Raw genomic sequence first — 12581 nt, forward strand, 5'->3', positions numbered from 1 at the left:
AGGGAAATGTACTCACCTACAGACAGGTTGTTTCCAAAGCTGATTCTCAAGAATAAATAAAATGTAAACGCCCCTATGAATACATAAACCAGCAATTGCCAATGAGCAACAAATATCAGTAAGCCATCTAACAATACGTTCATGGATAGGATGGATTAGGATAGGATGATTGTGTTGAGGTAGGCGTGAGTGTTGGCAACGGAAATTGCGGGGGAGTAGGAGTGGTGAGGAGAAAATCTGGGAATTCTGTTGGCGTCACTGTTGTATCGAATTCCTCAGGGGATGGGCTTGGTATCGGTGTTACAACGCTCAATGTTGGGAACGCCATACCAACCAATGACAGATCACCTACGGCAAGAAGGGTATCATCTTTGATCGTAACAAGCATCAGGTGCAAGATTTGACCGGGCGGCATCATTGGGCCAACGCAATAGACGCTATTGGGAGTGGATGCAACCTTACGGCAAGAGTAGTTACTAACCTCTCCAACATTGTTTTGTGTGATCTGCAAATAATAGACCGGGTAATGATCGGGCAAGAGGAGATTGACCAACAAGTTGCCATCGTTATCGGAGCCAAAAGAGACGACGCACGGTAGGGTCTGGTCATCACTGCAATACGCCAATTTCGCAATGGAAATACTTTGGCCCAGTTTCTGTGAACCCTTTGTCAACCTGCCCCAAGCGAACACAAGTGAGGTAACACAGAGAATCAGCAATACGGCAAATGCGACCAATACAATGCCCCCGGCGGCTAATCGTTTTCGATTCACAGAAGCCTCTGAATTTGCGATGAAAGAAATAAGTGTACAGGCATACGGAGTATTTTATACCAATCGCGGTCACAAATTGCATCTTTATGAAAACGCAATTTGTGACCGCAGATATTAACTGTTGTGATTGGGTGATTACTTATCAGCAGGTTTTGATCTGGAAAGTAGGTTGGCCATGTCCTTCAACCCCATCCACCATTGGTCTTTGGGACGTTGGTAATCGGCATTAATCATACGGTCAAAGTCGCGCATATCATGGAAACGGATCTGTCCGTTTTCAATGCCGATAAAGGCGCTGTTATGTTCGCCTTTCCCGCATTGTTCCACCAAATGCCCCAGACACATGCCGGAGAGACGCGATGCCTGAATACGATCAAAAGGAGAAGGATCACCACCTTGTTGCAGGTGACCAAGGATGGCAGGACGCACATCAAACACATCCTTGCCTTCTTCTTCAAAGAGCGAGCACATGAATTCTGTGGTGTATACCGCGTTGGCATACTCACTGCGGATCACCAATCCCAACCGTTTGCCGGAGTTGAAACCGTTCAACAATTTTTCAACATCGACTTGCATATCGTGGAGTTTGACGCCTTCCTCATGCATGTACACACGCTCTGCACCGGTGGCAATACCGCCCATGAGCGCCAGATAGCCGCAGTAATGTCCCATGACTTCCACGACAAAACAACGCCGCGTGGCTCCAGCCGATTGCTTGATCTTATCCACGGCATCGACGATGCTGTTCAGAGCAGTATCAGCGCCAATGCTGAACTCGGACCCGGGCAGATTGTTGTTGATGGATGCGGGCAAACATATCATCGGGATGTTGAACGACGGGAAGTTCGGGCGATTGTTCCACATCAAGAAGGCTGTTTCGTAGGCGGTCCAACCACCAATGATCAGAAGAGCATCAATACGATTATCTTCAATGACGCGTGCAATGGCATAGAGATCACGTCCCTTTGGAATGTAGCGGGTGGTGCCCAACATGGAACCGCCACGTGTGGCCCAACCACTGACCCGCATCCAGTCCATGTTTTCCACTTCCCCTTTGACCAATCCCTCAAAGCCATTGTGCACACCCAACATGATGTGTCCCTGATCCAACCCCAAACGGACAGCCGCACGCGCCGCTGTGTTCATACCGGGAGAAGGAGCACCGGCGTTCATCACCGCAATACGGAATCGTTGCTTTGCAGGGTCAACAGGATGCGGCAAGGCACGTACCATCGTTTTGAATGTAAGAAATGCATCTTTGAAAGAGCCACTTCGTAACAACATGGCGCCTTCAAAGTCTTTTGCTTCCACTGCTTTGGCTACTGACTGTGTATTTCTCACGCTTTCCATCAAAGGCAAATGGATCATGCGGTTATTGCGGATACCGATCACAACCGGTTCATCTTTTGGGTTGGCAGTGAGGATCGTATTGACAGCTTCGTATCCCATGCGTGTGCCGAGAATACGATCATAGGCGCTGGGTCGTCCGCCGCGTTGGACGTGACCCAACACGGTCACACGTACTTCCTCTTGCAACCGTTCTTCGAGCACACGTTGTACATCACTACTACCGATGTAGTTACCGTCTCTATCGCGTGCGCCTTCAGCCATGATCACGATACTATCGCGGCGACCAGCTTTCCGTCCGGCTTTGAGGCGTTCGATCAGAACATCCTGCCAATTTTCCACATCGGGTGGCGCTTCAGGGATGAGCACCCAGTCTGCACCACAAGCCAGTGCTCCCATCAAAGCGAGGTAGCCGCAGTTACGTCCCATCACTTTGACGACGAACGTGCGTTGATGGCTGGCGGCGGTGCTTGTGATGGCATCCACTGCCTCCGTGATACGATGTAACGCCGAGTCGGTGCCGATGGTCATATCAGTGCCGGTGAAGTCGTTGTCGATCGAGCCAACCAATCCTACGATCAACAGGTTCGGGTATGTGGCGGCCTCTTCAGCTGTGATCTCGCCACTTGCGGCCAATTCGGATACAAGACTCGGCCATTCCTGACGGAAGATATTGGCCCCGGTCAACGAACCGTCACCGCCGATGATGATCAAGCCGTCGATGCCGACCTTGATCAAGTTCTTCGCGGCAACCTTGCGCCCTTCGCGTTGACGGAAATCATCGCATCGCGCGGACCCGATCACTGTTCCGCCAAACTGGAGGATGCCCCCCACTGAATCCCAATCCATCTTGCGGATGTAGTCGCCGTCATCCACCATGCCTTGATAACCTTCATAGATCGCGAAGACTTCCAAGCCTTTATCCAATGCGGTACGCACAATAGATCGTACCGCCGCATTCATACCTTGGGCGTCGCCGCCACTGGTGAGTATTCCAATTCGTTTTGTCATAAGTTCCTGCCAAATATAAGTATAGTCGCGCTGAATTCTACTTCAAAAACGAAAAAGCAAAACGCGACCGTGAAAAGTCGCGTTTTGATGAGTTAGATTTAGGAAAAAACTGAATTAATTTTCAGTCTGTTTGCGTTTGAAAGTTAACAGTGAAACTACACAAATCGCGAACCAACTAGTGACAAGAATAATAATGGATGCTTTTGCGAGCGAAAACCCGAGCAGGGGCGTGCTCTTGAAGGTAGCAAGGAAGGTGAGAAGGAGTAAATCGAGCAAACCACCGATGATGGAAAGGATGCACAAAGTAACCTTCAGCCATCGAACAGAGAGTTTAAATATGAGAAGTGAAACCGGAATGGCCCAAAAGAAGAATCCCCATTCGTCAGCATATTGAATTTTATCGGCTGCGGATCGATAAAAGGGTAGAAAACAAGATGCTCCCAAGCCTATTGATGCAACGATCTGTATAAAACCTATCCATCTTTCAAGCTGTCGCATTTTGTTCCTTAAGCTTAATCTTCACGAAAACATATGAAGTGCGCATCAGAATACGACCCTGCACAGTATCAAGATCGAAGCGGCTTCAATTCCGCAGGTAATGGCTGATCATTAATCCATGCGCGCGTGGTCTGCGTGAATAATTCTGGCGCGGTCAAGTTCCAGTTGTGTTCTTCGGCCAATGACATCTTGCGGTTGTGTACCACCTCATAGGCTTGCGCACCGAGGATGGCGCTTGCCAGATCACGTGCAGATCGACGCATAACGGAATGCTCGTTCTTCCCCACGAGCACCAAAGTGGGAGTCTTTACTCGTTCCAATCCCTGTGGCAGACGGAAGCGCTGGTTTTCAACCATGCAGTTTGTAAATCCAGTTTCGGTCAACTCCTTGAAGGTCTGACTGAATTGTGAGTAATATTTTTCAGGAACCCCTGCTGCGTATTTCATATTTATACGGATCCACCACTCACTGTTTTTGAATGGCGTTACGGACCAACGATATGAAAGCGCAATCAACTTTGGCGTCATTAGGCTTGCACCAAAAATGGGATGCACCAGTGCGCTGCTGATGACGGCATGATCTACCAATTCTGGCGATATGGCAAGTAATGCGACAACGATCTGCGCCCCTTCCGAAAGACCGATCACACTTGCCTTCCTGTCGTGTGCCCGTGTCTGAATGAGTTCAGCGATCCGCTCGGCGCTGTTTTGAATGGTAAAAGGCTTTTCATTCACACTCTTTCCATGTTCTGGCAGATCAGGGACGAGACAGTGAAAATCGCTGAGTTGCTCTACCTGCGGTTGCCACATCCATCCCCCGCCACCGCCGCCATGTAGAAAGATAAGAGTATGTGCATTAATCGTACCGGTTTCCTGAACATAGAGAGCCACGGGATATTTCCTTTCTGATAACCTTAAAGATGCTTTACCGATTTATGCGAACGCAAAAAACAGTTTGCGTTGCATACACTGGACATGTCTCACAGACTCCACAACCAGGCACGGATTCTGCTTGGGAGCAAAGAAAACTCAAAGCCACGCATTCGCGAAATTCTTGTGAATTGCGCGGAATCCCTCACGCTAGTTGCTACACGTTTTGCTGAGTTGCGCATATTGCTGAAGGGATTATTGGATTGAGATTCCATTCTCTTGTAGCCAATGTATTAAGTCTGGCGCAAGGAATTTTGCATTCCCGTTTCCATAGCTATATATGCCAGGCTTTACCAGAACAGCACCTACAAAAATGGTATTCCCTTCGTCACTCATTGTATAACATTCAATCTCAATCGTTGAGTGCTGAAAACCAAAAGCCAACTTAGTTACCCGCCAAATTTTTATTCTCACTACATAGTTTGGGGATGGATGATTTGCGTGATATTCTTGAATTGTTTTTAAAGCTGAAGAAAATTCACTGATTTTTTCTTTGTCATCTATCGTAATAATGTTGCCAATACCATTGCTGTTTTGGTCGATTCTTTGAATTTCGATTTTCTCAATTTGAGAAGGTGATGATGTTTGAGCGAAATTCCAAAATATTTTTGTGTTTTGTTCAACCATTGACGCCAAGATAAATCCAAAAAACAAACAGGCTATTACAAAAAGCCCTATTAGTGCTCTAAAATTATTGAATGGACTAAGATTGAAAAACGGTTCTCCAAGCCTTTCATTATCAGGAAGTCTTATTTTCTTTATTGGGGCAAACTTAGTTTCTTTTACTGTTTTTTGTGTGGGTAACTTTCCAACACGTTCCAACAATATGCTTTGAATAGCATTAAATTCTTCTTGGCTCCATATTTTCTGGTTATTCTCTACCCAAATCGAGATTAATTCTTCGGTGGATTTCTCCCGCATTTTGAGAACAATTACTTGAGAATGTAAGGCATTGATGTTAGATGAATCTTTCATGGTTTCTCAGAATATTTCTATTTGCAAGTCGCCAGCCCAACTATGATTAATATAGTCTGCAGTCTGTACAGCCGTCCAAAGATTGGTATCAAACTCTACAATTATTCCTACACCAGCCCATCGTGAGTTCACACATCGGCTCATTGGCATTGCACCGACTGCTTCACTACCGGCAAACCAAATGCTTCGTAGACCGGTACACCGTCCCATTCGGGGGGGATGGGGAGGCCAAGGGCAAAGGCGGTGGTGGCGGCTGTATCCATGGTGTGGACTTGGGTGGTGAGCACTTTTGGTTGTATGCCCGGACCTGAGGCGGCCCAGGGGATGGTCATATCTACAGGCATGGAGGAGCCGTGTGTTGTATCGTGCCCGCCGTGATCGGCTGTGACGATGACGAGCGTTTCATCGCGCAGGCCTTTGGCATCGAGTTCGGCAAGGATCTTGCCCAAGGCTTCATCGGCGCGGAAGGCCACACTGAGTTGTTGTGGCGACATCCAGCCGTATTCATGTCCCATACCATCTACCAGCGGGAAATGAACAAAGAGCAAACCAAAATCCTGTGGGAAGTCATCGAGCAGACGTTGCGTTACGATCAGGTCGCGGTCATTGACGTAGGTGAAAATATCGAGGCTTGAAGGTTCGGTGATCTGTTGAAGTTTTTCCTTGCCCACGTGCATCACCGTTTGCAAACCTGCCGCATGAGCGAGGTCGAAAATGTCCGTGCCAATGGCAAATCCATTTTTGGGGATGTAATCGTTCCAGTCCACGCCGTGTTTGGAGGGGCAGACACCCACCAGCATGGAAGAATGAGATGGCAGTGTGGAGCTTGGATAGATCGTCTGTGCGTTGAGTGTATAGGCCGAGTTCTGCATGAGGGCTAACAGGTTCGGCATGGGGGCGGCAGAGATGGCGTCGGGGCGGAGACCGTCAATGGACAGGATCAGCACGCGGGTAATTTGAGGCGCGGGCGTGGGAGTTAGAGTCGGCGTTTCGGTGGGAATCGCTGTGGGGGTGGATGTCGCTGTTTGAGTCGGCAAATCCGTATTTGTTGGAAATGGTGATGGGCTTGGAGGCGCAAGGACTGGCGCGGTCACACTTGGGATCTGACAGGCAAGGATAACGATAAGAACAAACGGCAGGAGAATACGCATGTGGGTGTGTAAACGATTCATGCGGTTAATTCTATCCGATTGCATGTAAAAGTCGGAAAATAAAAACGGAGCGGACGATTTGTCCACTCCGTTCATTTTTAGCGTTTCATCCTTATTAGTCCGTACACTGCCTTTGCCAGTTCGATGCCCTGAATGATCAGAGCTACCACAAGCGCAATCGGGACGGAGACATTGAAAATGCCGATGAGTTTTTCGAGGTCAACCGAACTTTCCGGGGGAATGTATCCAAAGACATCAGATGTGAAACCGATAACACCCGGTGTGCGGAGGAGGATAACCGTGATCGCCATGCCGGCTGCTTCAATGAAGATCTTTGCGACGCGGGTGATGAGTGCCCACCTGGCAGTGTAGAGAAGATAGACATCCAAGGCGATCTCAGCGAGGAATACTGCATTGATCCACGGGATGAACTTGGTGAACGTCTCCGAAAATATGGGAATCTGGAACGCGCCGTTCAAAACCGCAAGACCGATAAAGGTAAAGACGATCTCGGCGATCAGGTCACCTCGTTTAACAGTATCGGGATTGGGTTCCTTTGCCAGCGCGGCAGGGTCCCAATCATCTCCATCAGAAAAGTCACCGATCTCTTTCTCAGGCAGAGTGCGTTCAAGGATGGCGAAGACCAATGTCACATTTCCAAATACAGCGATGGCGGCAGAAAGAGCGTTACCCAGCCCCTTGCCTACCACTTGCACAAAATCTGCACCCATCATGGGATAGATCGTTGCGGCCCGAATGCCAGTCAGGATCAGAAGGATGGAAACGACAACTGCCACCACGATCTTCAAAACCATCAGGTACAGCGGGAATAAGCGTGGACCGATCAAAAAGGGATGCAGGTTGTATGTGGATGCGACCTTTTGGGGCGAACCATATTCCTTCAACAATTCGATCTCCATCGCTTCATCACGCGGACGTCCGGCCTGCGTCGAGCGATCCTCGAGCATATCCTCCAGCGTCGACTTCAATTCCTTCTCGATATCTTCACGTCCTTTGAGAAGCGGCAGGTGTTTGCCAACTTCTGCAACATATTTTTCAATAAGATTCATTTTCTCTCTCCTTACGACAACATTTGACTCATGGTCTCGGCCATCACAGACCATTCTTTTTTGAGTTTTGCCAGCACAGCCTTGCCCTGCGTGCTGATCACGTAATAGCGGCGCGGACGGGCTTCATCCACAATACGCCAATCGGACTGTAACAGTCCCTGCGACTCGAGCCTGCGGAGCAATGGATAGAGCGTGCTCTGATCCACCTCAAGCCCTTTGTCAGACAGCGCCTTGAGCAGGGAGTAACCGTACTCTTCCTTGCTCAACTGGCTGAGCACCGCAATGGACAATGTCCCGCGTCGCAGTTCCAACAACATATTCTGTACAAGTTCATCATTTTCCATATTTCACCTATTGGTCATACTATACTGTATATCATACAGTATGTCAAGAGTAAAAGTATAGGGTGATATAAACAAAAAGGCGGACTTTCGTCCGCCTGATCGGGTTATCTATCTTTTCGTCTTCGGTAGTTTTCAAGCCTGCGAAAGAACCTATATATGGGCGGGCCGATCAAGAACGCCGCAAGCACAAACACAAACAGTATTTCCCTCCACCCAATGGCAAAGACAGGTTCGCAGGCGAGTGTGCTGAACACAAGGCTAGACACACCAATCAACAGTTTGTACCTGCTTACCTGCCTCCTTGTATACATCCTCACTTCCCCAACATCGGCATTTTTATTCCGTAACGCTTTGCCGCCTCAATAGCGATTTCATATCCCGCATCAGCGTGTCTTACTACGCCCATGCCTGGATCTGTCGTCAACACTCTTTCCAACCTTCGAGCCGCTTCAGGAGTCCCATCTGCTACGATGACTTGTCCTGCATGTTGCGAGTATCCCATGCCCACCCCACCGCCATGATGGAACGAAACCCAAGTCGCACCTCCGACGATGTTGATCATCGCATTGAGGATCGCCCAATCTGAAATTGCATCTGAACCATCTTTCATCGCTTCGGTCTCACGGTTTGGCGAAGCGACCGAACCCGAGTCCAAATGGTCACGTCCGATCACAATCGGCGCTTTTACTTTTCCACTCGCAACCAATTCGTTGAACATCAACCCAGCTTTAGCGCGTTCACCATATCCCAGCCAGCAAATGCGCGAGGGCAATCCTTGAAACGGCACTTTCTCACGCGCCATCTTCAACCAACGATGCAAATGTGCGTCTTCGGGGAATAACTCCATGATGGCTTGATCGGTCACGTAAATATCTTCCTTGTCACCTGATAACGCCACCCAACGGAACGGTCCCTTGCCTTCGCAAAACAACGGACGAATATACGCGGGCACAAAGCCCGGGAACTCGAACGCGTCATTCACACCGTTATTGAATGCCTGTTGACGGATGTTATTTCCGTAATCAAACACTTCCGCACCTGCACGCTGAAAATCCAACATCGCTCGCACATGCTTGGACATTGAGTCCATTGCCATCTTTTTATATTTCTCAGGGTCGGACTTTCTCAATTCATCTGCCGCAACAACCGATAAACCTGATGGCACATAGAATAACGCCTCATGTGCAGACGTTTGGTCTGTCACCACATCGGGAATGACTCCACGCTGAAAGAGTTCACTGTACACATCCGCCGCGTTGCCGATGAGCCCAATGGACTTGGGAACTTGCTTTTCTTTAAATTCCTCGACAAGCGTCATTGCCTCTTCGAGATTGTCCACCACCATATCCACATACCCAATCGCACGGCGACGCTCTGCGCGTTCGGGGTCAACTTCCACGATCAACCCCACTCCTTCATTCATCGTAATGGATAACGGCTGAGCGCCGCCCATCCCGCCGAGACCTGCTGTTAAAACGAACTTCCCTTTCAACGAGCCCCAACCTTTGAGCTTTGCTAACGCGCCAAAAGTTTCATACGTACCTTGCAAGATTCCCTGCGTGCCGATGTAGATCCACGAACCCGCAGTCATCTGCCCGTACATGATGAGTCCCTTTTTGGCGAGATCATCGAAGTGTTCCCACGTGGCCCAATGTGGAACAAGGTTGGAATTGGCGATTAACACTTTCGGTGCATCTTTGTGACTCTTGAACACAACTACAGGTTTTCCTGACTGCACGAGAAGCGTTTCATCTTCTTCCAAGTTCTTGAGCGATTCAAGGATCGCATCGAACGCTTCCCAATTACGCGCGGCTTTACCTCTCCCGCCATAGACGACGAGGTCTTCGGGCTTCTCCGCCACTTCAGGATCAAGGTTATTTTGGATCATACGATATGCGGCTTCGCTGAGCCAATTCTTGCAGGTGAGACTTGTGCCTCTTGGGGCACGGACAGTTCGAGGTCCAGACATGATACGTCTCCTTATCGAAATAAAAAAATCCTCCCGGCAATTATACGCCGGGAGGATTTTTAGCTAATATTACGAGTCGATCTTTGTCAGACTATTTACGATCTGATCAAAGTCCGGAAGAATATTATCTTTCAATTTATTATTGGTATAAAAGTCAAGCACAACCGTACCTGTGGGCAGGCTGAAAAATACGCCGCGATAATAAATAGTATTTACCTGACCTGATTGCCAACTCTGCTCAATCACTAAAACCTTGGTTCCATTGGCTATCTGTGGATAAGTCGTTGAAATAAACTTAAAACCTTCGAACGGGTTCTTCTTTTTCTTTTCTGCTACAGCCCAATCCTCCAAGCTCCGCATATCACCTTCTTCAAAGATAACATTAAACATAGTAAGGATACCATCCTGGATATGTCCATCGCGAATATCAATTACATCAAGCCGAAAAAACTTGGGATCTATCGACTGGATACGCGTCAAACGATTGGAAATTTCCTGATTTCTCAGAGTTACATCCAAAGTAAATGCTTTGTAATATTCATCTTCATTAGGGCGTACCGGCAACCAACCAGCCGGGATAGCCAATTTGATCTTAGCTTTGTGATCAATGAACTCTGCACTTTTATCTTCATGAAAGATCAGAGATGTCCCTGACATAGATTCTTGAAGAGTAGGAGTGGGAGTAGGCGTCTCCATCGGAATGGTAGGCGTTGAGGTGACAAGACTTGCCTGCTCAGTCTGGCTTTTTGCAACCTGAGCGGTACCAACAATGGATGTTTCGATCGACCCTTGATTTACAACCGGCGCAGGTGATATTGTCTGACCAGGAATAACACAGGCCATAACAGTCAAGACCAGGATCATTCCATATAGATGGATTCGTAACTGGGTGTTTTTCATTTTCATTTCCTCCGTATGACATGAATTTATACTAAAAAGGATTCCTCTCATGAAATCACTGAGAGGAATCCTTTTTAAGAATGCTTATTCCAAGTCTACGCGAGCATTTGGGCAAAGTTGGTGTTCTTGAGTTTGCCCACCAATTCATCCTGAGCATCACACCAAACTGGTTTGATCGGGCAATCATGATCGAACGTACACGCGCCGTTGTTCCCAACACATTCGTTCAACTGGATCGGGCCGTCGATGGCCTCTACAACTTCCAGCAGGGTAATGTCTTTGGGTTCACGAGCCAGTGTTACGCCACCGCGCGCACCGCGCGATGTATGGAGCAAGCCCGCAATGGAAAGCTGGGAAATGATCTTTGCCAAAAATGAAGGCGGGATGTTCTGTTCCTTTGCAATCGTGCTGGTTGCCGAGCGCTCCGAGTTCCCCACGCGCGCTAAATGTAATACAGCACGAACTGCATAGTCTGCCTGACGAGTGATCTGCATAATAAACCTTCCTTCCCATCTGTGAAAAACAGATAATACCTGTCTCTATTACACGATTTTAGAGCCTGTCCAGAACACTGCCAAGTGATAGAGGTCACGGACGAATTATGACCTTTTGCTCCAATTAATGTGCACAGAAACAAAAAAGGTGGGGTATATACCCCACCTTTGAGTTACTAACGGGCCATTACAAAGGCGTGTGGAACTAGTCGGTAATGGTCAGGTTGCCTGCCGCCATCTTGACGATGATCGTCAGTGTGGGGCCTTCGCCGCTTTGGCTGTAGATATTGCCGCTTTCATCCCAATTCGAGCTGTGATTGACGCTGGCGATCGCACTTTCGACCGTCACAGTAGCATTCACACCTTTGGGGATGATTAGTTGCACATCACCTGCACCCGCTTCAACGTTCACAATCCCGTCATTGGCCAGTTTTCCGCCAAAATCGAGTTCGTAACTGCCAGCGCCGCCGGAAAATATCAGCGTGGAAAAGTTTGCGTTGGCGAGCCCGCTCAACGTTACGTTCGAGGCGCCGGTCTCATAGCGCAGGACAGACATCTTGGTGATGTTCGGTTCAGAGAAAGATAAGTTCACATCCGAAGCGCCGTCCTTCACAGTGAGGCTTGTGAGCGAAAGCCCGCCCAACTCGAAGTTGCCGCTGTAGGCACCGGCTTCGATTCGTAAGTCGATGGGCGATGCGCCGAGTTTCAAGTCCCATTCGTTCTTGATATCTTTGGGATTGATCAAGTTCTTGAAATCGCCCTGTTTGATCTCAACACTTCCTTCTTCGTTGACGATCTCGGGCTTGAGTTCATCGAAATTATAGGCGGCTGTACCATCTACAAGATTCTTCGCACCAGCGGACAAGTTCAAACTGCCCGCGCCAAACGAAATATTCAAGCGCGTCTCTTCATTGGACTTTGGGGCTGGTACCGTTATGGATTCCTTTACCTCCGGCCCCGGCTCTGCCTTCTTGGGTAGGTCAACTGTAAATCCACATGCCATGCTTGCGAGGGCAAGCACAAGTATTGCTGAAATGATCTTTACGTTCATGGTGTATCTCCTTCTGTGTCTAATTACGGGGTTGAAGGAGATTGGTTGCAAAAATGTAGGGACGGGCAGT

Annotated in this window: 12 protein-coding genes; all 12 read right to left on the reverse strand. The window is 48.5% G+C overall.

The genetic code is table 11. The annotated features are described in order from the left end of the window. Nucleotides 1-139: 139 nt before the first annotated feature. On the reverse strand, nt 140-772 hold the full coding sequence (locus tag IPP66_02425; GenBank protein ID MBK9924123.1) for a hypothetical protein: 633 nt from the start codon (nt 770-772) through the stop codon (nt 140-142). Between the two features lie 135 nt (nt 773-907). After that, a complete protein-coding gene (locus IPP66_02430) occupies nt 908-3130 on the reverse strand; it encodes a 6-phosphofructokinase (protein MBK9924124.1) in 2223 nt (740 codons plus the stop codon). 114 nt (nt 3131-3244) lie between these two features. Then, nucleotides 3245-3628: a hypothetical protein gene (locus IPP66_02435; GenBank protein MBK9924125.1), complete on the reverse strand. Its 384-nt coding sequence runs from the start codon at nt 3626-3628 to the stop codon at nt 3245-3247. 68 nt (nt 3629-3696) lie between these two features. Then, a complete protein-coding gene (locus tag IPP66_02440) occupies nt 3697-4518 on the reverse strand; it encodes an alpha/beta hydrolase (protein MBK9924126.1) in 822 nt (273 codons plus the stop codon). A gap of 234 nt (nt 4519-4752) precedes the next feature. Continuing rightward, on the reverse strand, nt 4753-5532 hold the full coding sequence (locus IPP66_02445; protein ID MBK9924127.1) for a hypothetical protein: 780 nt from the start codon (nt 5530-5532) through the stop codon (nt 4753-4755). Nucleotides 5533-5672: 140 nt separating this feature from the next. Continuing rightward, nucleotides 5673-6704: an alkaline phosphatase family protein gene (locus IPP66_02450; protein MBK9924128.1), complete on the reverse strand. Its 1032-nt coding sequence runs from the start codon at nt 6702-6704 to the stop codon at nt 5673-5675. Nucleotides 6705-6781: 77 nt separating this feature from the next. Further along, nucleotides 6782-7753 (reverse strand): hypothetical protein, encoded by a 972-nt coding sequence (locus IPP66_02455; protein ID MBK9924129.1) that lies wholly within the window; start codon nt 7751-7753, stop codon nt 6782-6784. 11 nt (nt 7754-7764) lie between these two features. Next, the gene (locus IPP66_02460; protein MBK9924130.1) at nt 7765-8097 is read right to left on the reverse strand and encodes a PadR family transcriptional regulator; all 333 of its coding nucleotides are present in this window, start codon (nt 8095-8097) and stop codon (nt 7765-7767) included. A 313-nt stretch (nt 8098-8410) separates the two neighbouring features. Beyond that, nucleotides 8411-10069 (reverse strand): urocanate hydratase, encoded by a 1659-nt coding sequence (hutU, locus tag IPP66_02465; GenBank protein ID MBK9924131.1) that lies wholly within the window; start codon nt 10067-10069, stop codon nt 8411-8413. Nucleotides 10070-10135: 66 nt separating this feature from the next. Then, nucleotides 10136-10966 (reverse strand): hypothetical protein, encoded by an 831-nt coding sequence (locus tag IPP66_02470; GenBank protein ID MBK9924132.1) that lies wholly within the window; start codon nt 10964-10966, stop codon nt 10136-10138. A 95-nt stretch (nt 10967-11061) separates the two neighbouring features. Beyond that, nucleotides 11062-11460, reverse strand: coding sequence for an Rrf2 family transcriptional regulator (locus tag IPP66_02475; GenBank protein MBK9924133.1), 399 nt, complete (start codon nt 11458-11460; stop codon nt 11062-11064). Between the two features lie 205 nt (nt 11461-11665). Next, nucleotides 11666-12511: a hypothetical protein gene (locus IPP66_02480; GenBank protein MBK9924134.1), complete on the reverse strand. Its 846-nt coding sequence runs from the start codon at nt 12509-12511 to the stop codon at nt 11666-11668. Nucleotides 12512-12581: the final 70 nt, after the last annotated feature.

This window comes from Candidatus Defluviilinea proxima, assembly GCA_016721115.1.
Taxonomy (GTDB): Bacteria; Chloroflexota; Anaerolineae; order Anaerolineales; family Villigracilaceae; genus Defluviilinea; species Defluviilinea proxima.

Bases quoted from the DNA above. Each gene is read 5' to 3' on its own strand.
- IPP66_02470 (MBK9924132.1), bottom strand. From the start codon at position 10,966: ATGAAAAACACCCAGTTACGAATCCATCTATATGGAATGATCCTGGTC.
- IPP66_02475 (MBK9924133.1), bottom strand. From the start codon at position 11,460: ATGCAGATCACTCGTCAGGCAGACTATGCAGTTCGTGCTGTATTACAT.
- IPP66_02450 (MBK9924128.1), bottom strand. From the start codon at position 6,704: ATGAATCGTTTACACACCCACATGCGTATTCTCCTGCCGTTTGTTCTT.
- IPP66_02480 (MBK9924134.1), bottom strand. From the start codon at position 12,511: ATGAACGTAAAGATCATTTCAGCAATACTTGTGCTTGCCCTCGCAAGC.
- IPP66_02430 (MBK9924124.1), bottom strand. From the start codon at position 3,130: ATGACAAAACGAATTGGAATACTCACCAGTGGCGGCGACGCCCAAGGT.
- IPP66_02455 (MBK9924129.1), bottom strand. From the start codon at position 7,753: ATGAATCTTATTGAAAAATATGTTGCAGAAGTTGGCAAACACCTGCCG.
- IPP66_02445 (MBK9924127.1), bottom strand. From the start codon at position 5,532: ATGAAAGATTCATCTAACATCAATGCCTTACATTCTCAAGTAATTGTT.
- IPP66_02435 (MBK9924125.1), bottom strand. From the start codon at position 3,628: ATGCGACAGCTTGAAAGATGGATAGGTTTTATACAGATCGTTGCATCA.
- IPP66_02460 (MBK9924130.1), bottom strand. From the start codon at position 8,097: ATGGAAAATGATGAACTTGTACAGAATATGTTGTTGGAACTGCGACGC.